Origin of the sequence: Xanthomonas sp. A1809 (assembly GCF_017746015.1) — a bacterium.
Lineage (GTDB): Bacteria > Pseudomonadota > Gammaproteobacteria > Xanthomonadales > Xanthomonadaceae > Xanthomonas > Xanthomonas euvesicatoria.
Map to the genome: position 1 here is coordinate 248917 of NZ_JAGHWZ010000003.1, position 22668 is coordinate 271584.

Consider the following 22668-nt stretch of genomic DNA (forward strand, 5'->3'; position numbering starts at 1 on the left):
CCGCTGCGCTCGTTGGCCTGACCACCGCTGCCGGTGCCTGCGCGTGGGGAGTCCTCCGGGTACCGTTGCGCATGACTTCTGCTGTTCCCTCCACCCGTCGCATGGCGCTGCTGCTGGCCGGGCTGGCGATGTTCGGCCCGTTTTCGATCGACACCATCTTCCCGGCGTTCTCGCAGCTTGGCCGCAGCCTGGCGGTGGACCAGGTGGCGATCCAGCAGACCATCAGCGTCTATCTGCTGGCGTATGGCCTGATGAGCATCGCGCACGGGCCGTTGTCCGATGCCTGGGGCCGCAAGCGGGTGATCCTGGGCGGGCTGGCCTTGTTTATCGCCGGCTCGATCGGCTGTGCGCTGTCGCAAGACTTGCCCACACTGCTGGCATTCCGCGCGCTGCAGGGCCTGTCGGCCGGCGTGGGCATGATCGTCGGGCGGGCGGTGATCCGCGACCTGTTCCATGGCCCGGACGCACAACGGCTGATGAGCCAGGTGTCGATGATCTTCGGGATTGCGCCGGCCATCGCGCCGATCATCGGCGGCTGGATCCTGCTCAGTGGCGCCGGCTGGCCGTTGATCTTCTGGTTCCTGGTGGTGTTCGGCCTGGTGCTGCTCATCGCAACCCTGACCTGGCTTCCCGAGACCCACCCCGTGGAGGCGCGCACGCCGCTGCAGTTCAAACGCCTGTTGCAGGATTACGTGCGCATCGGCTTCAACCCGCGCTTCCAGCGCCTGGCCGCGGCCGGTTCGTTCAACTTCGCCGGCATCTTCCTGTACATCGCGTCGGCGCCGGTGTTGATCATGCAGCACCTGAAGCTGGGCGAAGGCGATTTCGCCTGGCTGTTCATTCCCACCATCGGCGGCATGACGCTGGGCTCGTTCCTGTCCGGGCGCATGGCCGGGCGCATGCAGCCGGTGCGGCAGATCCGCATCGGCTTCATCTGCTGCGGGGCGGCGGCGCTGGCCAATCTGGCCTACACCTTTGCGGTGGCGCAGATCGCGCTGCCGTGGGCGGTGCTGCCGATCTTCCTGGCCGGCGTGGGCATGGCGCTGATCTTCCCGATCCTGGCGCTGGCGGTGCTGGACATGTACCCGCAGCAGCGCGGCCTGGCCTCTTCGCTGCAGGCCTTCACGCAGTTGATGACCAATACGGTGGTGGCCGGGGTGCTGTCGCCGCTGCTGAGTGAGCATCCGCGGCATCTGGCGATCGGCATGACCGGCTTTTTCTTGCTGGGCTGGCTATTCTGGCGCTGGGAGCGCCGCAGCGGCCGCCGTCTACGGCACCGCCAGGCCACCGAGGCAGTGCCTCTGGAGCCGGCCGACCACCTCTGACCTCACAGGAGCCTGCATGTCCACCGATTCCAAGTTGCGCCGTGATGCCCGCAAGCGCGCCGCCGAGCGCCAGCGCAACCAGGCCGCCGCCAATCCCGCGCCGGTGTCCCCGATCGAACCGCATGCCGAACTCCGCGACCAGCAACGCACCCTGTTGGCCGGCATCGTCCGCCGCGACGGTGAATGGGTGCTGGGCATGGATGGCCGCATCGCCGGCGAAAGCACCAGCGCCGCCCAGGTGCTGGCGCTGATCATGCGCGCGGCCGAGTTGCACGAACGCCAGGGCACCCCCGTGCGGCTGACCTACTCGGACGCCCTCAAGGACGCCGCGCACGCCGAAGCCCGTGCCGACGGCATGGAGTTCGAGCAGTTCAAGACCAGGTTGAGCGAACGGTTGCAGGGCGGCACCAAGCTCAACTGATCCTGCTGGAACAAGCGCTGCTAGACGCACTGCCTGACACGTCTGCTGTCCACGACAGCGTTGGGTGTCAGTCAGGGCGTGTCACTGGACGCGCAACAGCGGGTGGACGATGCCGAAGTAGATGGTGCAGCAGCCTGCCGCAGGTCGCCAAAGCGATGAGCATGCTCATCGCGATCACGGTTTGATCAGTGGCAGGATGCCACCGCGCCATGCAGGCGGGAAACGCTGGCAGCTGCGCGCTGTGTTGCGAGCCGATCAATCCCGGCCACTGCCAGCAATAAGCAATCGTCAGGTGCCACGCCAGCGACAACAGCACCGCCAACGCTGCGATGCACCCACCTGCCGTCATACAGACCAGCAACCACCGCGTGCAACGCTGACCGATCATCGACGCAACACCTCGCTGTCAGAGAGCGCTGCGCCTGAGCAATCTGCCGAAGCGACGGTTGGCCGGTGGTCGACGCTTTCCTTTGCCATGCGTCATCAGCGCGCCGTCGCAGGCGCAGTCGTCGTGGTTGCCGGAGCGGCGGCCGTTGCCTGCCACCCGCACATCTGCCCTTGATTCTGCTGCTTGAGCCATTCGCTCATCGGCGCGAAGTATTCCAGCATCGGGCCGGCATCGAGTTTGTCGTTGCCGGTGAGTTCCTTGAGTGTGGTCTGCCAGGGTTGGCTGGAACCACGCTGCAGCATCGACCAGAACTTCTGCCCGGCGTCCTTGTTGCCGTAGAAGCTGCATTCGTACAGCGGCCCCTGATGGCCGGCGGCCTGGCACAGGCCTTTGTAGAATTGGAATTGCAGGATATGCGCCAGGAAATAGCGCGTGTACGGCGTGTTGCCCGGCACGTGGTACTTGGCGCCAGGGTCGAAGAATTCTTCGCCGCGCGCGCTGACCGGCGCCACGCCCTGGTACTTGGCTTTCAGTTCCCACCAGGCCTGGTTGTAATGCTCGGGCGTGATGGAGCCGTCGAACACGCCCCAGCGCCAGCGGTCGATCATCAAACCGAACGGCAGGAACGCCACCTTGCTCAGTGCCATGCGCATCTGCGAATTGATCAACGACTCGCGGCCGGTCTGTTGCTCGCCCACCATGCCGATCGACTGCAGATACTTGGGCGTCATCGCCAGCACGATGGTGTCGCCGATCGCTTCGTGGAAGCCATCGTTGGCGCCGTTCTGAAACAGCGGCGGCAACGGGTTATAAGCCAGGTCGTAATAGATGTGGCCCAGCTCGTGGTAGATGGTGGTGAAGTCTTCTTCGGTCGGCTTGATGCACATCTTGGTGCGCACGTCCGCGCCGATGTTCTGGTTCGGCTCGCCGCCCATGTTCATGTCCCAGGCGCTGGCGTGGCACACCACATCGCGATCCAGCGGCTTGATGAACTGCGAGCGCTGCCAGTACGTGTCCGGCAGCTTGGGCATGCCCAGCGATGTGTAGAAATCCTGCGCGCGTTCGGTCATCTGCTTGGCGGTACGCAGCTGCGCCTCGCGTTCGGCGTTGAAGCGTGCGGCCGCGCCACCATCGCCGCCGGTGTTGCGCGCCAGCACTGCGCTGAGGTTGCCTTGGTACTGCTTTTCCAGCGCGGAGGTGATGTCCAGATCGCCGGCGCCAGGGTAGGGCTGCAGCAGATCCCACAGGTTGCTCCAGTCCTGCTGCCACATATTGCCCATCAGGTGTGCCGGCAACAGGCCGCCGGCGACCTCGCCCTTGTCCTTGCCGTATTGCGTATCGAGTTTGCCGCGCGCATAGCACTGCAACTGCGCATACAACGGTTTGACCTGTTCCCACAGACGGTCGGTTTCGCTGGCCAGTTGCGCCGGCGGCATGTCGTAGCCGCTGCGCCATAGCACCCCGACGTCGGCGAAACCCAGCCCGCGTGCGCCCTCGTTGGCCAGTTCGACGAAGCGTTGGTAGTCCTTGCGCATGGGCTGCGCAGTGCTGTGCCAGCCCTGCCAGGCGTCGAGTTGTTCGTTGTAGTCGCGGCTGCTGGCCAGCACTTGCTCCAACTCGCCGAGCTGGCGGCAGCGGCGCTGCTCGCCTTCGCCCACGCAGTAGCTGCCCGCGCCGTAATCGCCTTCCATCTTGGCGGCGATGCGGGTGAGTTCGGCCAGCTTGGCCGGGTCGCGCGGTGCGGGCAGAGCACTCATCAATTTCAGCAATTGCAGCGCACGCGCACTGTCGGCCGACATCGGTGTGCCGGCGTACTGCTTGGATTGTTCGATCCACCGGTCCAGCTGCGCCAGCGAGCGCTCGTTGGCCTTGGCCGCCAGCAACTGCGAATCGCCGTTGATGTAGGTCGACGACAGCCACTGCGCCGCAGTGATTTCCGGATAGGCCGCCTTGTATTCGGCGCTGATGCGCGCAACGAACTGGTCGGCGCTTTCGGCCGGCGCGGTCTTGCTCGCGACAGGTGTGTCCGGTGGTGCCGCATCCCGGCGGCAGGCCGACAAGCTCAGGGTGCCGGCAGCCACGGCCAACGCCAGCAACAGCAAACGAGGATTCACGGGTGGTCCTTGCAGTGAAGTCCGGCGAAGGCTAGAGCGCGCCGGGGTTCAGGGCAAGGGCCAACGCACGCCACGCATGCGATGGGGCGGGCAGACGCAGGCGTTGGCGATCAGCGCAGCGTGGTGCCGGTGCACTTGGCGAACAGGTCGCGCTCGGGCGCGTAGACGCTGGTCTTGACCTGCATCAGCCCAAGCACGGAAGGGAACAGCGCATCCTGATCGGTGTATTGCCCTGCACGGTGGCGCAGGCAGGCTTCATCCAGGCCGCGATCGCGCGCGAACTCCGGCGAGAACCACATCACCATCGGCACATGGGTCTGCTCCTTGGGCGCGATGGCATACGGAACACCGTGCAGGTACAGGCCTTTTTCGCCAAGCGATTCGCCGTGATCGGAGAGATAGATCATCGCCGTGTCGTAGTCCGGCAGGCCGCGCAGCGCGTGGATGGCCTGATTGAGGAAATGGTCGGTGTACAGGATCGAATTGTCGTAGGCGTTGACGATGTCCTGGCGGCCGCAGCTGCCCAGATCCGCGGTCTTGCACACCGGCTTGAAGCGTTCGAACTGCGCCGGGTACCGTTCGAAGTAGCTCGGGCCATGGCTGCCCAGTTGGTGCAGCACCACCACGCGGTCGCCAGGCTTTGCGCGCACCTGCGCAGCCAGGTCGCTCAACAGGATCTCGTCCATGCAGCGGCCATCGGCGCACAGGCCCGGTGTGGTGGCATCGTCCAGCTTCTGGATCTCCAACCCGTCGCACACGCCCTTGCAGCCGGACTGGTTGTCGCGCCACAGCGTCGATATGCCGGCATGTTCCAGCACATGCAGGAACGACTGATGGCCACGAATCATGTCTTCGTTGTAGTCGCGACGCCCGTAGGGCGAGAACATGCAGGGCACCGAGACTTCTGTGCTGGTCCCGCACGAATGCATGTCGGGGAAGTTGATCACCCCTGCCTGTGCCAGCTCCGGCGTGGTCTGTCTGGCATAACCGTTGAGTCCCCAGTTCTGCGCGCGTGCGGTTTCCCCCAGCACCACCAGCAACAAGCGCGGGCGGCTGCCCGGCGCGCGCGGCGTGGCCATGGCGTCGTGTTCGATCGGCTGTTTGGGAGCACGCTTGATCGGCGATTCGGATTTGAGGTTTTGCCGCAATGCCACGATGTAATTGATCGGCGTGGCCAAATAACGCACTTCGCGGTGATTGCGCATCAGTGCGGAAATATCCTGCGACGAGAGCATGGCGCCAGCAGCGCCCACCACTGCGACCACCAGCAGGAAGCCCGATCGCACCAGCACCGCCTTGCCCGCACTGCGTGCGCGCAAACGTGTGCGCCACAGCAACGCGGTCGGAATCAGGAAGTAGCACACCAGCGGCAGGATCAGGCCCGGCGTGAGCAACTCGCGCGATTCCTTGTGATCGGTATGCAGCACGTTGCGCAGCATGTCCGCATCCAGATAGACGTTGTAGCTGTCCATGTAGTGCGCGGCCAGCGCGGTGGTGAACAGCAAGAGCGTCAGCAGCGGCTTTGCATTCCAGCGCCAGACCAGGATGCCCAGGAGCAGCGCATGCACAGCCACCAACAGCGCCATCAACGAGATCGCAAACCCGATGCTGCCCGGATGCGTGGCCATGGCCGTGCGCCAGAACAACTGATTGCACACCAACGCAAAAAACAGGCTCGACAGCAGCACCAACGCTTCGGTCGACACCGTCGGCCGCGTACTCCACGTCAGCGCGCGCAGGCCACCACGCCTGCGCGGTTCCGGCAACCAGGTACTCATGCTGCATCCCCCGAGAGCAACACCAATCCAAGCGCGCGACGCGGCCGTTGCAGCATCACGCAGTACAGCGCCAGTGCGCTCACCCAGCACACCGCCAGCGACCACAGGTCGTGCGAGAGAAAATGCGCGCCGCGCAATTGTTGCGCAACACCGAAAATGAGACCTGCTGCCAAGCCTATGAACAAACCTGCAAACCGCCATGCAGGACGGAGCGCCAGCGCACAAAAATACAGTGCCACCCACGCATAACCGGCACTGGCATGGCCGGCAGGAAAACACCCGGACGCGGCGATGCCGTGGCGCGATTCGAATAGCCCGATCATCGCTTGCGTACCGCCATAGCGGCTCAGATCCCACGGGCAATCCATCGCCGTCCACGACTTGAGCAGCGACACCAGCGAGGTCGAAAGCGCGACGGAAGCGGCCAGGTAGGTCAGCGGCCAGCGCAACACCTTCAGGCGCGGCCTGCACCACGCAACGATGGCCAGCACCAGCACGCCGACTCCGGCTGCCGTGCTCAACCATTTACCCACGCGGTGGATCACGCCGCTGGTGAACCAGTGGTCCTTGAGTAACCAGTGGCCACCTTCCAACCGATACAGCGCATCGGCGATCCATTGGTCGCCACCGGCGCCCATCAGCAGCGCGCTCGCCAACAGGACGCAGGCCAGGGGCAGCCACAGATGGCGCACGAGGAAGTGCGTCTCCACGCCGCTGGCGGTATGCGCCACGGTCGGCGCACGGATGGGAAGCGTTGTCATCGAGATGGCGGCCTGTGTCAATGCCCGACATCTTCGAAACCCGGATGTCGGAAAGCGGTCGGACCGGGGTTGCCCGGCCGTTAACCCGATACCAAGCGTTCAGTCTGCATCGCCTTCGCTACCGGTTTGTTCGGCGTCGGACGCAGCGGCGATGCAACCGGCATGCCACGCCGTGCCGGGCAGCAACTGCCATTGATTGCGATTGGACTCGCCGATATCGATGCGTTGCGCCGGATCGATGCACGCCGGCACCGCCTGCTTGAGCACGAACAGCCAGCGAGTGTGCGGCGCTTGCGCAAGCCACGGGCCGGCCTTGGCCCATTGGTCCTGCCAGCTCGCCTTGAAGCCGAAATCGGTCACCGGGCGATCGGCCTGCAGCAGGTTCTGCTCGCGCCAGGCCAGCATGCCCAGCTGCGCGTCCGGGCCGATGCGCTGGCCCACGCGCTGCATCAGACGTGAGGACGAACTATAAGGATCCAGCGCCGGCATCAACCCCAGGCCGAACACCGTCCACAGCGCGGCGGTCATCACCACCAACGCGGTGCCCGCGCGTTTACCGCGCGACCATGCACTCGCCGCCAGGCCGACCACGCCCAGGCCGATCAACCAGAAACCCACCGGCTGCAGCGAGGCAAGCTCCATGCCGCGCTTGACTGCGGTGTTCTCGGCCCAGTGCAGATGCAACGCAATGCCGCCGCCCAGCGCCAGGCCGGCGACGGCAAGCAGCAGCACATACCCGGTCAGCAGCGCCCGCACGCCGCGCCGGCGCAACAACCCCGCCAGCAACGGCGCCGCGGCAATGCACAGTGCCGGCAGCATCGGGAAGATATAGACCTCGCGCTTGCCCGGGCTGGCGCTGAAGAACAGCAGCACCAGCACGCTCCAGGCCAGCAGCAGCACATAGCGCGGGTCGCCGCGGCGCAGTCGCCGCCACCAGGCCGGCAGCAGCCACGGCAACAACAGGCAGCCGGGCAGCCACAAGGTGGCGATCACCTGCAGGTAGTACCAGAACGGTTTGACGTGATGCCAGGCATGCGCGTAGCGCGTGCCGGTCTGCTTGAACAACAGCTCGTGCGCATAGGCATGCAGCTGCGGGTCGTCGCTGTGCCACAGCGCGATGCCCAGCGGCCCCAGCCACACCGCCGTACCGGCCACGAACGCCGGCAGCACCAGTGCCCAGCTGCGTCCTGCCAGCGCGCGCGCCGGCAATACGCGCCAATGCGTACGCCGCAGCGCCATCCACGGCAGCAACAGCAGCAGCGGCAGAAAACCGACGCCCTTGGTCACCGTGCCGACGCCGGCAGCAAACAGGCCCAGCGTCCAGGCGCGCCAGTCCGGCCCGCGCAGCAGGTGCCGCAGCAGTCCCCACAACGACAGGGTGGTCAGCGCCACCAGCACCATATCGATCTGCGCACGCTTGGCCATCAGGCCGAACTGCAGCACCGTGAACAAGGCCAGCACCGCATGGGCCGCCACGCGCCGCGTCCAGAGCCGGCGCGCGATATCCCAGGTCAGCCACAACGTGGCCAGCGCGGCCAGCAGCGACGGCAGCAGGAAGGCCACCGGCCAGTGCGGTACCAGTTCGTAGGTGGCCGCCTGCAGCCACATGAAGACCGGCGGTTTTTCTGCATACAACTCGCTGCCACGGTGCGGCAGCAGCCACTGGCCGGTCTCGACCATGGTGCGCGCGGCCAGCACGAAGCGCGGCTCGTCCGGCGGATTGGGTTGGCGCATGCCCAGCCCGGCCAGCAAGCTGACGACGATCAACAGCAGCGCGGCCAGCAGTGCACGCTGGCGGGATAAGGAGGCAGCGATGGCAGGCGACACGCGCACGCCCTGAGTAAATGCGGGCAGACACTATCTGGCAAGTGGGTCGGAAATTTGTCGGAGCCGCGCCTGCGTGATCGCGCATCGCAGCGCAGGCATCGCCATGCGCGGCTGCCGAAGCGCAACCGGTTGGAAGGCGGTACCGGCGATAGCGGTCGCGTTTGGCCGGCCTCGGTTAGGATGCGCACACTGTGCCTGCCGGGCCGTCCTGGAACCCCGCTCATGCGGCTGCTGGTCATTGAAGACAACCGCAATATGGTTGCCAACCTGTTCGACTATTTCGAAGCGCGCGGGCATACCCTGGACGCCGCGCCCGATGGCGTCACCGGCCTGCATCTGGCGACCACCCAGCATTACGACGCATTGATCCTGGACTGGATGATGCCGCGCATGGATGGACCGGAAGTGCTGCGTCGGCTGCGCGAGCAGCACCAGTCCGAATTGCCGGTGATCATGCTCACCGCACGCGACGAACTGCCGGACAAGATCGCCGGCTTCCGCGCCGGCGCCGACGACTACCTGACCAAACCCTTCGCACTGCCCGAGCTGGAGGTGCGCATCGAAGCCTTGCTGGCGCGTGCGCACGGCCGTCGCCGCGGCAAACTGCTGCAAGTGGCCGACCTGCGCCTGGACCTGGCCACGCTGGAAGCGACGCGCGCCGGCCAGGTGCTGCATCTGTATCCGGCCTGCCGCAAGTTGCTGGAGGTGCTCATGCAGGCCAGCCCAGCTGCGGTGACGCGGCAACGCCTGGAGCAATCGTTGTGGGGCGACGATCCGCCCGACGGCGACATGCTGCGCTCGCATATCTATGAGTTGCGTCGCAGCGTGGACGGCCCGTTCGCGCAAAAACTGATCCATACCTTGCCGCGGCTCGGCTACCGGCTGGCGCAGCTGGATGCGGCCGATGCACCTGGCGCTGGCGACTGCAGCGATGTCTAAACAGCGCCCGTTGGGTCGCCGCGTGCTGGTGTGGTTGTTCGGCTACACGCTGCTGATGACCCTGGCGGTGTTCGGCACCGCGCAGTACCTGCACGAACGCGCCGAACACGGCGTGTGGCGCTCGCTGCTCAATTCCGAACTGGACAGCATTCTCGAGCGCAGCGTGCAGAATCCGGAGTATCACTGGCAGGACTCGGACACCTTGCGGCTGTACCGCGTCGACGATGTCGCGCGCACGCCGCCGGTCTTGCGCACCCTGCATCCCGGCCTGCACGACGGTCTGGAGATCGCCGGCCGCCAGAGTGCCGTGATGGTGCGCGACACCGCGCATGCCGGCCGCCTGGCCCTGGTGCTGGACATCACCGATTTCGAAGCGCTGGAAAAGTTCCTGACCCGCTGGATGCTGGCCGCTGGGATCGCGCTGATCGGCATCACCTTGCTGATGGGCACGTATGCGATGGCCCGGCTGGTGCGCCCTTTGGTGGAACTTGCGCGCGACATCGGGGCGTTGCGTCCAGGGCAGCGTGCGCAGCAGATTGCGGTCGGGCCACAGGGCAGCGCCGAACTGTACGTAATTGCCGATGCGCTCAACGATTATCTGGAACGCAATAGCCAGTTCGTCGACCGAGAGCGGGCCTTCATCGACAGCGCCAGCCACGAATTGCGCACGCCCATCGCGGTGATCGGCAATGCGGTGGAGCTGGCGCTGGAGCAACCCGGCACGCCGCCGGCGGTACGCCACCAGCTGCAGCGCATTGCCCAGACCAGCGCCTCGGTCGAGCAGTTGATCACCTTGCTGCTGGTGCTGGCCAAGGACCCAGGCCGGCTGGTGCGCAGCAGCGATGCGTTGCGGCTGGATCAGTTGCTGCCGGACATCGTGGCCGACCACACGCACCTGTGCGCCGACAAGGATCTGCAACTGGTCGTGGACCCGTTGCCGCCGTGCAGGCTGGTCGCCCCGGTCGCCATCGTGCAGACGGCCATCGGCAACCTGTTGCGCAACGCCATCGAAAACAGCGACCGCGGCATCATTCGCATCTCGCTGTCGGCGCCCGGCGTGGTCCGCATTGCCGACCCCGGCCATGGCATGACGCCCGAAGAGATCAGCGCCATCTATACGCGCCTGGCGCGCGGCAACGCACGCCAGGGGAGTGGCATCGGGCTGGAGCTGATCGGACGGTTGTGCGAGCACCTGGGCTGGCATCTGCAGCTGGATTCCAATGCAGGGCAGGGCACGGTGGCCACGCTGGATCTCTCCGGCGCCACGGCAACGGGATCCTGAGGCCGATCATTCGATCGACTGCGCTCAGCCCAGACGGCGCGTCCGCTATTCGGTACTGCAGGTGCCACACGTTCGCCGCTGCTGCTGCGAACGCCGCACTGCCCTGATGCCCGTCGCTGCTGACCACTGCTCGCTGCGGTTGGGCAGCCACTTGAACGCGCCGCGCAAGCTCAGGCAGGCAACAGGCCGCGTGCGTCCAGCCAGCTGCGCGCGTTCTCCGCGTCCTGCTCGAACCAGGCACGGGTGGAGCCCAGCCGATACGTATAGCCCCAGCTGTCCATGTCCGCCATCAGGCGCGCGCTGCCCACGCCGGGCAGTTGCTCGGCCAGCAGGATCTGCAGGTAACAGGTGGCGTCTTCTTCCTCCACCGAATCGGTGGCGTCGGTATGCACGGCGGCGCGTTTTTCCGCAGGCAGCACGATCAGATGTCCGGCTTCGTGCAGGAGCGAATGCACCGGGGTGTCGTCGCGCACGTAAACGTCGCAGCCGATGATGCCGGCCTCCGGTTCGCCCCAGAAACTGCCTGGAATCGCTGCACCACTGTCCACGCGATGCAGGCGCAAGCCATAGCGCGCGAGCAGGGCGGCAGGTGCGTCCAGGCCGATATCGGCCACGCACAGAACATCGGCAGCGGTGGGTGTGGCAGTGGGGGCGGTGGTCACGCGCAATGGCTCGCGGTCGGGTCACATGCAACAACGGCACCGTGCGAACGCGGTGCCGTTGTCGGCGCTTACTTGTCGCCGTCTTCCGGCAGGGCGACCGAGATGTCCAGCACGTCGTGTTCGCCGTCCTTGACCAGATCCACGCGCACGGCATCGGCATCGATGTTGACGTACTTCTTGATCACTTCCAGCAGTTCGCGCTGCATCAGCGGCAGGTAATCCGGCCCGCCGCGGTGGTTGCGCTCCTGCGCAATGATGATCTGCAGGCGGTTCTTGGCCGTCTCGGCGGTGTTCTTCTTGCTCTTGAGAAAATCGAGCAGGCCCATGCTTACCCTCCGAACAGCTTGCTGAAGAAGCCTTTCTTCTCCACGGATGTGAATCGCATCGGGCGCTCCTCGCCCATGATGCGGGCGACTGCGTCGTCATACGCCTGGCCGGCCGGGGACTCGGCATCCAGGATCACCGGCTCGCCCTTGTTGGAGGCGTTGAGCACGTCGCCGGATTCGGGAATCACGCCGATCGCCTTCAGGCCCAGCACTTCTTCCACGTCAGTGATGCTGAGCATCTCGCCGCCTTCCACGCGGCCCGGGCTGTAGCGGGTCAGCAGCAGGAACGCCGGCACGGCCTTGCCTTCTTCGGCCTTGCGGGTCTTGGAATCGAGCAGGCCGATGATGCGGTCCGAGTCGCGCACCGAAGAGACTTCCGGATTGACCACCACCACCGCGCGGTCGGCGAAATACATCGCCAGGAACGCGCCTTTTTCGATGCCGGCCGGCGAATCGCAGACGATGTAGTCGAAGCCGTCGGCGGCCAGGTCCTTGAGCACCTTTTCCACGCCTTCCTGGGTCAGCGCGTCCTTGTCGCGGGTCTGCGAGGCGGCCAGGACGTAAAGGTTCTCGAACCGTTTGTCCTTGATCAGCGACTGCTTGAGCGTTGCTTCGCCGTGCACGACGTTGACGAAGTCGTACACCACGCGCCGCTCGCAGCCCATGATCAGGTCCAGGTTGCGCAGGCCGACGTCGAAGTCGATGACCGCTACTTTCTTGCCGCGCTTGGCCAGCCCGCAGGCCAGGCTCGCGCTGGTAGTGGTCTTGCCGACGCCGCCCTTGCCGGAGGTGACTACGATGATTTCAGCCAAAGGATTTCTCCGAATATTTCTGTGGTTGGGCCGCGTCAATCAAGCGCAGCGATCTTGATCTGATCCTGCTCCAGCCAGACCTGGACGGCCTTGCCACGCAGGTCCATGGGAACATCGTCCAGCACCTTGTAGTGGCCAGCGATGGCAACCAGTTCGGCGTGGAAGTCGCGGCAGAAGATGCGCGCGTCGGGATTGCCCTGCGCGCCGGCCAGAGCGCGGCCACGCAGGGTACCGTAGATATGGATGCTTCCGTCGGCGATGACCTCGGCCCCGGCACCGACCGTACTGAGTACGGTCAGGTCGCAGTTCTCCGCGTACAGCTGCTGACCCGAACGCACCGCGGTGCGCTGCATCCGGCCCGGCGCCGGTCGCGCGGCCGGCGGTGCCGGCTCGGCACGTGCGGGCGGCGGCGGTGGCGGTGGCGGACTGACCGCGGTCGGCTCGTACTGCGCGCGAAATTTGGCCAGCAGCGGCACGCCCAACTGCTGGGACAGCAGGTCGATCTCGCTGGTGCCGTAGGCCAGCGCCACCGGCAGCACGCCGGCATCGCGCAGGCCGTCCAGCAGCGCCTTGGCCGTAGCCAGGTCCGGCACCTGCGACAGCCCGCCGAAATCCAGGATCACCGCCGCACGGCCGAACAACTTGGGCGCGCGGCTCACGCGCTCGCGCATTTCCTGCACCAGCCGCGGCACATCCAGCGTCCGCACACGCAGGTTGGCGATGCCCACCTGGCCGATCTTCAGTTCGCCGGCCTGTTCAAAATCCACATTCACACTTGCCACAACTCAGCTCCCCGTCGATGGGCTAGCGGTGGTGGCGGCATGACGCGGCCGGCCCACCCACGGCAAGTGGTCGGGCAACTTGCCGCCATAGGTCTCCTTGACCCACCGATAGCTGCACATGTCTTTCATCAGCATGCTGGCGCGCACTTCCACATCGGGCATGGTGTTCTGGCCAACCTCGCGGAAGCCGAAGCTGCCATGGAACAGCAAGGCCGCATCTGCGCCATGGTCCAGGAACACCTCGCACGCCAGCTGCGGGTAACGCAGCTCGGTATAGCTCTGCACATCGGCATAGAACGCCCGCCCGACGCCACCGCCGCGGCGGCGGCTGGCGACCACGATGCGGTCGATATAGAAGAATTCCGGGTGACGGTCCCGGAACCAGGCGAAATTGCTGCTGTCGTGCGCACTGCCGCTTCCGAAACCGACCAGAAACCCGGCCAGGTTGCCGTCGCGCTCGGCGACGCGGAAATACTCGGCCTGCTCGTAGAAACGTTGCAGCCTGGTTGAATCCAGCGGCAGGATCGCCAGTCCGGCATTGTTGTTCAGGGCCAGGACGGAATCGAGCTCGTGCTCGCGCACGTCGCGGATGACGATCGACATTGGGACTCCGTGGGGTAACGCGTCGACCCGAAATCGGATCTGCGTCGGATTATTACATGCGGGGCCTGAAGCGGCGACCCAGCGCATGCGATCGGCCGGCGCGCGGCAGGTGCCGGCGTGCAACGGCGCGTCAGCACAGGCGCTGCGCGGGCCCGACATCCGCCACCCGTGCACCTGCCGGCATGCATGACTTCCGGCAAGAGGGCAGCGCGGTCGCTTACGCCTAAGATGCGGGCATGTTGGGATACCTCAGTCACACGCGCGTCCTGCGCTTTGCCGGCCTGTTCACCTGGGCGATGATCGTCATGCCCTTGGTGTACACCTACTGGCCGCCGGCCGAAGAAGGCGACCACCGCAGCGTGGCCGAGGCGGTGATGATGTCGGCATTCTTCATCGGCTTCGGCGCCAGCTACTTCTGGTTGACCCGCGGCTTGAACAGCGGCGGCCACGCGCACTGGTACGACCGGTTGATCCTGTTGCTGCTCACCATCTGCGCGCTGGCGGTGAGCTATCTGAGCGGAACCGGGCTCGGCAGCATCCTGATGATGGTGGCGGCCGGGGTGATCCCGTGGCTGCTGCCGCTACGCGTGGGCGTGCTATGGCTGGTGCTGAGCCAGCTGGCGGTGCTGCCGGTGTTCTACTACCTGCGCCCGGACTTCACCCTGTTCGCGGCGCTGATGCAGTCGCTGTTGTACGGCGGCTTTTCGATGTTCATCTTCGTCACCAGCCTGGTGGCCCGCCAGCAGACCGATGCGCGCGAAGAGCAGCGCCGGCTCAACGCCGAACTGCGCGCCACCCGCGCGTTGCTGGCCGAGAGTGCGCGCATCAACGAGCGCACCCGCATCTCGCGCGAGCTGCACGACCTGCTCGGCCACCACCTCACCGCGCTCAGCCTCAACCTGGAAGTGGCCGGCCACATCACCGAGGGCCAGGCCCAGGAGCACGTGCGCCAGGCGCACACGCTGGCCAAATTGTTGCTCACCGATGTGCGCGAGGCGGTCAGCCATCTGCGCGACAGCGGCGCGATCGACCTGGAAGCGGCGCTGCGCCCGCTGGTCACCCAGGTGCCGTCGCTGGATATCCACCTGGACATCGCCCAGCCGCTGACCCTGGACGACCCCGAGCGCGCCCACGTGCTGCTGCGCTGTACCCAGGAAATCATCACCAATGCGGTGCGCCATGCCGGCGCGCGCAACCTGTGGATCCAGGTGCGCCGCGATGCCGATACGGTGCTGATCGACGCCCGCGACGACGGCCACGGCGCCGATGCGGTCGCGCCCGGCAACGGGCTGCGCGGCATGCGTGAGCGGCTGAACCAGTATGGTGGGAAGCTCGAAATTCAAACCCGGCGGGGTGAGGGCTTTGGCCTGCGCATCGCTGTTCCAGGCGCGCCGGCACTGATGCCTGCGGCCGTGACCCAAGGAGTGTTGTGATGATCCGTGTGTGCCTGGTCGACGATCAAACCCTGGTGCGCCAGGGGATCCGCTCGCTGTTGGCGCTGGACGACGGCATCGAGGTGGTGGCCGAGGCCTCCGACGGCAAGCAGGCAGTGGAGCAGATTCCGCAGATCCAGCCGGACGTGGTGCTGATGGACATGCGCATGCCGGTGATGTCCGGGCTGGAAGCGCTGCAGATGCTCTCGCGCAACGGCACCCTGCCGCCGACGATCATCCTGACCACCTTCGACGACGACCAATTGGTGCTGGCCGGGCTCAAGGCCGGCGCCAAGGGCTATCTGCTCAAGGACGTCTCGCTGGAACAACTGGTTGGCGCCATCCGCACCGTCGCCGAAGGCGGCTCGCTGGTGCAGCCGGCGGTGACCCAGCGCCTGCTGTCGGGTCTGGAGCACATGCGTAACGAGTTCGTCAGCCTGGACCGCCCCGATCCGCTCACCGACCGCGAAACCGAGATCCTGCGGCTGATGGCGAGTGGGTTTTCCAACAAGGAAATCGCCAACTCGCTGGGTGTGGCCGAAGGCACCATCAAGAATCACGTCTCCAACATCCTCTCCAAGCTCGGCGTACGCGACCGCACCCGCGCGGTGCTGAAAGCATTCGAACTGCAGCTGGTGTGAGCTCGGCCCTGCGCCGGCGAGCTCGACGCCAAGCCGGCCTGCAGCAGGCACCGGACTCGCATTCAGGACGCTGCGGCGCCGGTCGGACTGCGAAACGGGCGGGCCGGTGCCGCCTGGCCACTGCAACATCACACGCACGCAGCACGTGATGTGCATGATAGCGGCGCGCAATCGCCCAAACCCTTGTGCAGGTTGGGATTGCGCATCCCCCACGCGCTGTGTTGCGCGGTGAATGACACCGCAAGACCGCGCTACCCGTCGCACAACTGAACATCTTTCTCGAAGCCTGCTAGGATGGTGGCTTCGCTTCACTCAACCCGGCCGTGGGATCGGCCCCGGAGACCTCCTGAATGACCCGTATTATCGAGTTCCTGATCGCCTTGGGGATCGTGGCTGGCTTGTTTGTCGTGGTGGGCTTGGTGTTGCCCTCGGAGCGGCAGATGTCCGAGAGTGTTGAGACCAACCGCAGGATGACGATTGTTTACGACACCGTGAACAGCTTCCGTCGTTTCAAGGATTGGAACCCGCTTGTGCTGCGTGACCCGAAGATCCAGCTGAAGCTGGCCGGCCCGGAAGAGGGCAAGGGTGCACGCGTCGAATACAGCTCCACCGAGGGCTATATCGGCAACGGCAGCTGGGAGATCACCAACAGCGTCAAGAACGAGCGTGTTGAGATCGCAATCGAAGATCCCACCAAGGGCTACGACAAGGTCACCAATTTCACCCTGGTGCCGACCGGCAAGAACAACAAGAACGTCAAGATCACCCAGGATTACAGCGTCAAGTACGGCTGGAACCTGTTTGGTCGCTATGCCGGCCTGTACGTCAGCCGCCACGTGGGCGACGACCTGAAGCTGGGTCTGTCGCGTCTGGCGACTGCGCTGGCCACCGTGCCGAACTTCGACTACCGCGCCGAGCTTGACGGCAAGCCGGTGTTGAGCGACCTCAAGATCGTCGATGTGCCGGCCGAGGACCTGTTGGTCGTCACCGCGGGCAACATCGATCGTGACAACGAGACGATCAAGAAGTCGATCAAGGACAACCAGGAGTGGATCAAGCGCGTGATGGATTCCAACGGCCTTGAGGCGGTTGGTCCGGTGCGCATCGTGACCACCGACTTCGCTTCGGACAAGTACGCCTTCGACGTGGTGCAGCCGGTGCGCAAGCGCGCTGGTGGTGCTCCGAAGGCCGACGCCAAGGCCGACACCGCCAAGGCCGATGCCAAGAAGGACGACGCGGCTGCCGCGGCACCCGCCGATGCAACCCCGGTGGCTGCAACGGGCGACGAGTTGAAGCTCAACATTCCGTCCGAAGCACCGGTGAAGTACCAGCGGGTTCCGGCGCACCGTTCGGCCTTTGCGACCTACGCAGGCCACATGGCCGGTCTGGACGCAGTGCGTAACTCGCTGCGCGCCTGGGCTGCCACCAGCGGCATGGACGTGACCGATCGTCCATACGAAGCGTGGAAGGGTGGCGTGGACAAGTCGTTCACCCAGGACGGCACCTACGACGTCTACTGGGCCATCAAGTAATCGTCTCACCACGATGAGCTGATCCAGACGAAAACGCGCCGCAGTCTTGCGGCGCGTTTTTTTTGCGCTGCGGCGCTGCCATGGAAGTTGCCTGCATGTCTTTGCTTGATCGTCGCAAGAAACACCCCTCGCTGCTGGCTTGCTGCGGCGGCCTGCTGGCGGCCACTGCCGTCGGTCTATCGGCCTATGCCTCGCACGGCGTTGCCGATGCGATGGTGCAGTCGCGGCTGCAGCTGGCGTCGTTGTACGCATTCGGCCATGGCGCGGTCCTCACCGTGCTGGGCGCCACCGAAACGCGTGCGCTGGGCCGGGTGGGCTTGTACCTGCTGTTGCTCGGCACGTTGCTGTTTGCCGGCAGCCTGGTCGGGGGCGCGTTGCTGCAGTGGCCGACCACCCTGGCGCCGGTCGGCGGAGTGGGCCTGATGCTGGGCTGGGTGGTGCTGGCCATTGGTGCGTTGAGGCGCTGAGCATGCCGCGCCATGCCCGCGGATTCGATGTGGAGGCTGCGTTCGCGCATGTGTCCCGGCGCGATCGCGCGCTGGGTGCGTGGATGAAGCGCATCGGCCCGATCGCCCCGCAACCGGGCTGGCACAAACCCTTCGACCCGGTCGATGCGCTGGCACGCGCCATCCTGTTCCAGCAACTCAGCGGCAAGGCGGCGTCGACCATCGTGGCGCGGGTGGAAGTGGCGATCGGTGCGCAGCGGCTGCATGCGGACACCCTCGGTCGTATCGACGATGCAGCGCTGCGTGCCTGCGGCGTTTCCGGCAACAAGGCGCTGGCGTTGCGCGATCTGGCACGGCGCGAACGCGAAGGCGAGATTCCCTCGCTGCGCAGGCTCGCTTTCATGGACGAGGACGCCATCGTGCAGGCGCTGGTGCCGGTGCGCGGCATCGGCCGCTGGACGGTGGAAATGATGCTGATGTTCCGCTTGGGCCGCCCGGATCTGCTGCCCATCGACGACCTGGGCGTACGCAAAGGGGCGCAGCGCGTGGACAAGCAGGAGCAGATGCCCACCCCCAGGGAACTGGCCGCACGCGGCGAACGCTGGGGCCCGTACCGCACCTATGCCGCGTTCTATCTGTGGAAGATTGCCGACTTCAGTGTGGGGACCAAGGTGCCGACACCGCGTTCGCAGGAGTAGGGCGAACGCACGCGGGGCAGACGCGACGGGCCGTCCTGTCCAGCCGCGCTGCGTGGCGCATGACGTGCGACCGGCTCATCCCGCCGACCAACGCCAATGCCACGGTTCGTAGACGATGCCATGCGGGTTGTCGCGTGGATAACTCAGGCGGTAGCCGAATGCGTGCGCGTTGCTGCACAACCAGGCGAATGCGGGCGTGGCTTCGAAGGACTCTTCGGCCGGCGGCTCGCCCGGTGTGCCCAGATCCAGTGCGTCGCCGCTGTGATGTTCGCTGAAACCCGGCGCTGCGTTGACCGTCAGGATCTGCTCCAGGGTGAGCCCGCGCGCGAACTTGCGCTCGAAGATGCCCAGTTGGTAGTCGTGGCTGCGATAGCCGGAAATCGCATCGATCACGATGTCTGCGCGCAGCGCAGCCGCACGCATCTGTCGCCATGCGCGTGCAGCGCCGGCACTGAGCCATAGCGGGCGGCCGAAGCGATCGCGTCCGGCAAACTGCAGTGCGGCCGGTTCGGCAATCAACTGCAGGCCGGTCCGTTGCACATAGTCGTCGGTGGCGAGCCCGAGCTGGCTCAGCCGGCACTGCAATCCGTCGATCGCCAGCGTGTCGTCGCGTACCTGGCCGATGCGGCCGGTTGCGGTCTGCAGACGGTCCAATGCTTCGTCCAGGCCATGCTCGCGTGCCAGCCGCGGGATCAGCGGCATCAGACCCTGCGGAAGATGTGCAGCCAGATAGCGTCCATCGCGTTTGCGCCGCAGTAGCCAGTCGGCCTGTGCCAGCACACGCGCATCCGCATTGCCGCGCGCGCGCAGCAGATCGGCCGGCCACAGCTCGATCGCGCTGGTATTGAGGAGTACACGTTGAAGATGATGCATCTACGCAGCTTAGCGGTTGCCTGGTGAGCGCTGCCAGTCCGGCCAGGCGCTGTGACCCGCACCGACCCAGATGGGCGAACCGCTACACCGGTGCGCAGTCGCGTCTGGATGATCGACGGCGCGTGATCAATTTTCGGATTGTTCTTTTTCGCCCTGCGGTTTCGGTAGCCGGCCAGCCTTGCGTAACGCATCGCGCAGCACGTATTCGATCTGCGCATTGAGGCTGCGCAATTCGTCGTCGGCCCAGCGCTGCACGGCGGCCAACACATCGGCGTTGATACGCAGCGGGTAGGCTTTTTTTTCGCTCATTTGCCGTCTCTGCGGCCGCCGTGACGGCGCAGGTGCATCACCATCGACACGATCAACGCGTTGACGCCGATGAGCATGCCGATCACCACGGCATAGATGCCGGCGCGATTGTCGCCAGCCCAGTACAGGCATGCGGCGCCGACCAGGATCACCAGGCTGATCAATGCCCAGCGCAGGCCCAGCCCGCGTGCACGGTCGTCATCGTCGGCGCCGATGGACGCGGCGATGGCAAGCGCGGGCAAGCCGGAAAGCGCAACCACCAGGGGCACCATGATATTCATCAGATCGATCTCGGAGTGGCTGACGCAACGGAAGCGAGCGCTCGCCAGGTGGCGTGGAGGGCGCGCCCACAAGCGCAGTGTACGAGTGGCGCATGCCGATGCCGAACCGCGGCTGCGCCCGGGCGGCAGTGAGCGCAGGTGTTTTATCGGCAGCCCTCAATACAGCGAGCCGGCGTTGACCACCGGTTGGGTCCCGCGATCGGAACACAACACGGTAAGCAGGTTGCTGACCATATGCGCCTTGCGCTCTTCGTCCAGCTGCACCACGCCATTCTTGTGCAGCTCCGACAGCGCCATTTCGACCATCCCCACTGCGCCGGCGACGATGCGCGAGCGTGCGGCAATCACCGCATTGGCCTGCTGGCGCTGCAGCATGGCCTGGGCGATTTCCGGCGCGTAGGCGAGGTGGCTGATGCGCGCCTCGATCACGTCCACGCCGGCCTGGGTCAGGCGCTCGTCCAGATGCCGCTTGAGTTGCTCGCTGATTTCGGCCGGATGGCTGCGCAGCGAGATCTGGCCGTCTTCGTGCTGGTCGTACGGATAGCTGGTCGCCATCGCACGCAGCGCCGCTTCGGACTGGATATGCACGAAGCTTTCGTAGTCGTCGACGTTGTAGACCGCTTCGGAGGCATCGAGCACCTGCCATACGATCACCGCAGCGATTTCGATCGGACTGCCATCCAGCTCGTTGACCTTGAGTCGCCCGCTTTCGAAATTGCGTACGCGCTGGCTGACGCGACGCTTGGCGTAGAACGGCACATTCCAGCGCAGGCCGGCGTCCTTGACGGTGCCGACGTACTTGCCGAACAGGCTCAGTACCGCGGCCTGGTTGGGCTCCAGCGTGTACAGCCCGGCCAGCATGAAAATGCACGCCGCCGCGACCAGTACCGCGGCGATGAATGCGCCCAGCGTGACGCTGTTGTCGGCCATCATCGTCAATACAACCCAAGACGTACCGACAAGGCCGGCGCCTGCGACGAGAACGACGGGAATGCCGGGTAACGAACCGATCGGCTTCTCTTTCATGAGCGCGAGTCCTTGTGGAATGGTAAAAAGATATCAATGTGATATCAGTTAAACAATAGCCGTTCGTCGGCGTGGCAGTGGGCAACCGTTAGAATGGCGGCCCCTCTCGCTTTGGACCGCGCTCATGACCACTTTCGGCACGCCGTTATCGCCTTCCGCCACCCGCGTGTTGTTGCTGGGCTCGGGCGAACTGGGCAAGGAAGTGGCGATCGAGCTGCAGCGTTTCGGTGTGGAAGTGATCGCAGCCGACCGCTATGCCAATGCACCGGCGATGCAAGTGGCGCACCGCTCGCATGTGCTGGACATGCTCGACCCCGCAGCATTGCGCGCGCTGATCGCCAGCGAGCAGCCGCATCTGATCGTGCCGGAGATCGAAGCGATCCATACCGAAACCCTGGTGGCGCTGGAACGCGAGCAAGGCCAGAAGGTCATCCCGACGGCGCGTGCCGCGCGCCTGACCATGGACCGCGAAGGCATTCGCCGCCTGGCAGCCGAAACGCTGGGCCTGCCGACCTCGCCGTATCGCTTTGTCGATACCGTCGAGGAATATCGCGATGCAATCGCCGCGGTGGGGGTGCCATGCGTGGTCAAGCCGGTGATGTCGTCCTCGGGCAAGGGCCAGAGCACCCTGCGTAGCGAGGCCGATATCGATGCGGCGTGGGCGTATGCGCAGACCGGTGGGCGTGCCGGTGCCGGTCGCTGCATCGTCGAAGGCTTCATCGATTTCGATTACGAAATTACCTTGCTTACCGTGCGGCATGCCGGTGGCACCTCGTACTGCGACCCCATCGGGCACTGGCAGCAGGACGGCGACTACCGCGAAAGCTGGCAGCCGCAACCGATGTCGGCCGCTGCGTTGCGCCGCTCGCAGGAAATCGCCAAGGCCATCACCGACGAGCTCGGCGGCTGGGGCCTGTTTGGCGTGGAGTTGTTCGTCAAGGGCGACGAAGTGTGGTTCAGCGAAGTCTCGCCGCGCCCGCACGACACCGGTCTGGTCACGCTGGTGTCGCAGGACCTGAGCGAATTCGCGCTGCATGCCCGCGCCATTCTCGGCCTGCCGGTGGGCGCGCAGGACGGCGGCGTGATCCGTCAGGCCGGCCCCTCGGCATCGTGCGCGTTGCTGGCGCACGGCAATGGCGTGCCGGTGTTCGACAACGTGGCCGAGGCGCTGCGCGACCCGGACACCGCACTGCGCCTGTTCGGCAAACCCCGGGTGGACGGCCATCGCCGCGTCGGCGTCACCCTGGCGCGCGCGGACAGCATCGATGCGGCGCGTGAGAAGGCGCGCGTCGCCGCTGCCGCGTTGACGATCCAGCTGCAGGCCTGAGTTTCCTGCCGACTCGCATTGGTGCAGTGACAAGGTTGCTGCACCGTAGACTATGGTTGCTGGCTCTGACAAGTCAGTTAGT

At 65.5% G+C, this 22668-nt stretch carries 23 protein-coding genes; 10 read left to right on the forward strand and 13 right to left on the reverse strand.

Going from position 1 to position 22668, the window contains the following annotated elements; all coding sequences use genetic code 11:
* The first annotated feature begins 71 nt into the window (after positions 1 to 71).
* Positions 72 to 1325 (forward strand): multidrug effflux MFS transporter, encoded by a 1254-nt coding sequence (locus J7396_RS02175; protein WP_031421558.1) that lies wholly within the window; start codon positions 72 to 74, stop codon positions 1323 to 1325.
* A gap of 16 nt (positions 1326 to 1341) precedes the next feature.
* A complete protein-coding gene (locus J7396_RS02180) occupies positions 1342 to 1746 on the forward strand; it encodes a hypothetical protein (protein ID WP_003484384.1) in 405 nt (134 codons plus the stop codon).
* A gap of 483 nt (positions 1747 to 2229) precedes the next feature.
* Here the strand turns inward: J7396_RS02180 and J7396_RS02185 are convergent, their stop codons facing one another.
* From J7396_RS02185 to J7396_RS02200, 4 genes are all read right to left on the reverse strand, one after another.
* Entirely contained in the window at positions 2230 to 4248 is a 2019-nt protein-coding gene (locus J7396_RS02185; protein WP_209260892.1) for a M2 family metallopeptidase, read from the reverse strand.
* Between the two features lie 110 nt (positions 4249 to 4358).
* Positions 4359 to 6026: a phosphoethanolamine--lipid A transferase gene (locus tag J7396_RS02190; RefSeq protein ID WP_014089619.1), complete on the reverse strand. Its 1668-nt coding sequence runs from the start codon at positions 6024 to 6026 to the stop codon at positions 4359 to 4361.
* Positions 6023 to 6787 carry a phosphatase PAP2 family protein gene (locus tag J7396_RS02195; RefSeq protein ID WP_029818899.1) on the reverse strand — a complete coding sequence of 255 codons (765 nt, stop codon included), beginning with the start codon at positions 6785 to 6787 and terminating at the stop codon, positions 6023 to 6025. Before J7396_RS02195 ends, J7396_RS02190 begins: the two co-directional genes overlap by 4 nt.
* A gap of 99 nt (positions 6788 to 6886) precedes the next feature.
* A complete protein-coding gene (locus J7396_RS02200; protein ID WP_209260893.1) occupies positions 6887 to 8620 on the reverse strand; it encodes a glycosyltransferase family 39 protein in 1734 nt (577 codons plus the stop codon).
* A 216-nt stretch (positions 8621 to 8836) separates the two neighbouring features.
* Between J7396_RS02200 and J7396_RS02205 the strand changes: the two genes are divergently transcribed.
* Entirely contained in the window at positions 8837 to 9553 is a 717-nt protein-coding gene (locus tag J7396_RS02205; RefSeq protein ID WP_003484375.1) for a response regulator transcription factor, read from the forward strand.
* Positions 9519 to 10835: a HAMP domain-containing sensor histidine kinase gene (locus J7396_RS02210; RefSeq protein WP_209260894.1), complete on the forward strand. Its 1317-nt coding sequence runs from the start codon at positions 9519 to 9521 to the stop codon at positions 10833 to 10835. Before J7396_RS02205 ends, J7396_RS02210 begins: the two co-directional genes overlap by 35 nt.
* 170 nt (positions 10836 to 11005) lie before the next feature.
* On the opposite strand, the gene J7396_RS02215 is transcribed toward J7396_RS02210, so the two are convergent.
* The 5 genes from J7396_RS02215 to J7396_RS02235 all read right to left on the reverse strand — a co-directional run bounded on the left by J7396_RS02215 (position 11006) and on the right by J7396_RS02235 (position 14020).
* Positions 11006 to 11497, reverse strand: a complete 492-nt coding sequence (locus J7396_RS02215; RefSeq protein WP_014089622.1) for a hypothetical protein — start codon at positions 11495 to 11497, stop codon at positions 11006 to 11008.
* A 68-nt stretch (positions 11498 to 11565) separates the two neighbouring features.
* Complete coding sequence (minE, locus tag J7396_RS02220) at positions 11566 to 11823, reverse strand: cell division topological specificity factor MinE (RefSeq protein WP_003484370.1); 258 nt, start codon at positions 11821 to 11823, stop codon at positions 11566 to 11568.
* Between the two features lie 2 nt (positions 11824 to 11825).
* On the reverse strand, positions 11826 to 12635 hold the full coding sequence (minD, locus tag J7396_RS02225; RefSeq protein WP_005930297.1) for a septum site-determining protein MinD: 810 nt from the start codon (positions 12633 to 12635) through the stop codon (positions 11826 to 11828).
* 35 nt (positions 12636 to 12670) lie between these two features.
* Positions 12671 to 13417, reverse strand: coding sequence for a septum site-determining protein MinC (gene minC, locus J7396_RS02230; protein WP_011346732.1), 747 nt, complete (start codon positions 13415 to 13417; stop codon positions 12671 to 12673).
* A gap of 3 nt (positions 13418 to 13420) precedes the next feature.
* Positions 13421 to 14020: a GNAT family N-acetyltransferase gene (locus J7396_RS02235; protein WP_008574695.1), complete on the reverse strand. Its 600-nt coding sequence runs from the start codon at positions 14018 to 14020 to the stop codon at positions 13421 to 13423.
* A 236-nt stretch (positions 14021 to 14256) separates the two neighbouring features.
* Between J7396_RS02235 and J7396_RS02240 the strand changes: the two genes are divergently transcribed.
* From J7396_RS02240 to J7396_RS02260, 5 genes are all read left to right on the forward strand, one after another.
* Positions 14257 to 15453, forward strand: coding sequence for a sensor histidine kinase (locus J7396_RS02240; RefSeq protein ID WP_008574698.1), 1197 nt, complete (start codon positions 14257 to 14259; stop codon positions 15451 to 15453).
* The gene (locus tag J7396_RS02245; protein ID WP_008574699.1) at positions 15453 to 16094 is read left to right on the forward strand and encodes a response regulator transcription factor; all 642 of its coding nucleotides are present in this window, start codon (positions 15453 to 15455) and stop codon (positions 16092 to 16094) included. The genes J7396_RS02240 and J7396_RS02245 overlap by 1 nt, the downstream gene beginning before the upstream one ends.
* Positions 16095 to 16444: 350 nt before the next feature.
* Positions 16445 to 17626, forward strand: a complete 1182-nt coding sequence (locus J7396_RS02250) for an SRPBCC family protein (RefSeq protein ID WP_011346734.1) — start codon at positions 16445 to 16447, stop codon at positions 17624 to 17626.
* Positions 17627 to 17706: 80 nt separating this feature from the next.
* Positions 17707 to 18093 carry a DUF423 domain-containing protein gene (locus J7396_RS02255; RefSeq protein ID WP_181388215.1) on the forward strand — a complete coding sequence of 129 codons (387 nt, stop codon included), beginning with the start codon at positions 17707 to 17709 and terminating at the stop codon, positions 18091 to 18093.
* A gap of 2 nt (positions 18094 to 18095) precedes the next feature.
* Entirely contained in the window at positions 18096 to 18770 is a 675-nt protein-coding gene (locus J7396_RS02260; protein ID WP_209260895.1) for a DNA-3-methyladenine glycosylase, read from the forward strand.
* 75 nt (positions 18771 to 18845) lie between these two features.
* On the opposite strand, the gene J7396_RS02265 is transcribed toward J7396_RS02260, so the two are convergent.
* The 4 genes from J7396_RS02265 to J7396_RS02280 form a co-directional block, all read right to left on the reverse strand.
* On the reverse strand, positions 18846 to 19643 hold the full coding sequence (locus tag J7396_RS02265) for a M15 family metallopeptidase (protein WP_209260896.1): 798 nt from the start codon (positions 19641 to 19643) through the stop codon (positions 18846 to 18848).
* Positions 19644 to 19769: 126 nt separating this feature from the next.
* Entirely contained in the window at positions 19770 to 19952 is a 183-nt protein-coding gene (locus J7396_RS02270; RefSeq protein WP_008574708.1) for a hypothetical protein, read from the reverse strand.
* Entirely contained in the window at positions 19949 to 20233 is a 285-nt protein-coding gene (locus J7396_RS02275; RefSeq protein WP_008574709.1) for a hypothetical protein, read from the reverse strand. The genes J7396_RS02270 and J7396_RS02275 overlap by 4 nt, the downstream gene beginning before the upstream one ends.
* Positions 20234 to 20389: 156 nt before the next feature.
* Positions 20390 to 21259, reverse strand: a complete 870-nt coding sequence (locus J7396_RS02280; RefSeq protein WP_011346737.1) for an SPFH domain-containing protein — start codon at positions 21257 to 21259, stop codon at positions 20390 to 20392.
* Positions 21260 to 21383: 124 nt separating this feature from the next.
* Here J7396_RS02280 and purT point away from each other — a divergent pair, with 124 nt between their 5' ends.
* A complete protein-coding gene (purT, locus tag J7396_RS02285) occupies positions 21384 to 22586 on the forward strand; it encodes a formate-dependent phosphoribosylglycinamide formyltransferase (protein ID WP_071117299.1) in 1203 nt (400 codons plus the stop codon).
* Positions 22587 to 22668: the final 82 nt, after the last annotated feature.

What these genes read in the sequence shown, in the direction of transcription:
- J7396_RS02250 (WP_011346734.1), top strand. Translation starts at nt 16,445, where the DNA reads ATGACCCGTATTATCGAGTTCCTGATCGCCTTGGGGATCGTGGCTGGC.
- minE (WP_003484370.1), bottom strand. Translation starts at nt 11,823, where the DNA reads ATGGGCCTGCTCGATTTTCTCAAGAGCAAGAAGAACACCGCCGAGACG.
- J7396_RS02190 (WP_014089619.1), bottom strand. Translation starts at nt 6,026, where the DNA reads ATGAGTACCTGGTTGCCGGAACCGCGCAGGCGTGGTGGCCTGCGCGCG.
- J7396_RS02255 (WP_181388215.1), top strand. Translation starts at nt 17,707, where the DNA reads ATGGAAGTTGCCTGCATGTCTTTGCTTGATCGTCGCAAGAAACACCCC.
- J7396_RS02175 (WP_031421558.1), top strand. Translation starts at nt 72, where the DNA reads ATGACTTCTGCTGTTCCCTCCACCCGTCGCATGGCGCTGCTGCTGGCC.
- J7396_RS02180 (WP_003484384.1), top strand. Translation starts at nt 1,342, where the DNA reads ATGTCCACCGATTCCAAGTTGCGCCGTGATGCCCGCAAGCGCGCCGCC.
- J7396_RS02275 (WP_008574709.1), bottom strand. Translation starts at nt 20,233, where the DNA reads ATGAATATCATGGTGCCCCTGGTGGTTGCGCTTTCCGGCTTGCCCGCG.
- J7396_RS02245 (WP_008574699.1), top strand. Translation starts at nt 15,453, where the DNA reads ATGATCCGTGTGTGCCTGGTCGACGATCAAACCCTGGTGCGCCAGGGG.
- J7396_RS02260 (WP_209260895.1), top strand. Translation starts at nt 18,096, where the DNA reads ATGCCGCGCCATGCCCGCGGATTCGATGTGGAGGCTGCGTTCGCGCAT.
- J7396_RS02240 (WP_008574698.1), top strand. Translation starts at nt 14,257, where the DNA reads ATGTTGGGATACCTCAGTCACACGCGCGTCCTGCGCTTTGCCGGCCTG.
- purT (WP_071117299.1), top strand. Translation starts at nt 21,384, where the DNA reads ATGACCACTTTCGGCACGCCGTTATCGCCTTCCGCCACCCGCGTGTTG.
- J7396_RS02270 (WP_008574708.1), bottom strand. Translation starts at nt 19,952, where the DNA reads ATGAGCGAAAAAAAAGCCTACCCGCTGCGTATCAACGCCGATGTGTTG.
- J7396_RS02210 (WP_209260894.1), top strand. Translation starts at nt 9,519, where the DNA reads ATGCACCTGGCGCTGGCGACTGCAGCGATGTCTAAACAGCGCCCGTTG.
- J7396_RS02235 (WP_008574695.1), bottom strand. Translation starts at nt 14,020, where the DNA reads ATGTCGATCGTCATCCGCGACGTGCGCGAGCACGAGCTCGATTCCGTC.
- J7396_RS02205 (WP_003484375.1), top strand. Translation starts at nt 8,837, where the DNA reads ATGCGGCTGCTGGTCATTGAAGACAACCGCAATATGGTTGCCAACCTG.
- J7396_RS02265 (WP_209260896.1), bottom strand. Translation starts at nt 19,643, where the DNA reads ATGCATCATCTTCAACGTGTACTCCTCAATACCAGCGCGATCGAGCTG.
- J7396_RS02280 (WP_011346737.1), bottom strand. Translation starts at nt 21,259, where the DNA reads ATGAAAGAGAAGCCGATCGGTTCGTTACCCGGCATTCCCGTCGTTCTC.
- J7396_RS02195 (WP_029818899.1), bottom strand. Translation starts at nt 6,787, where the DNA reads ATGACAACGCTTCCCATCCGTGCGCCGACCGTGGCGCATACCGCCAGC.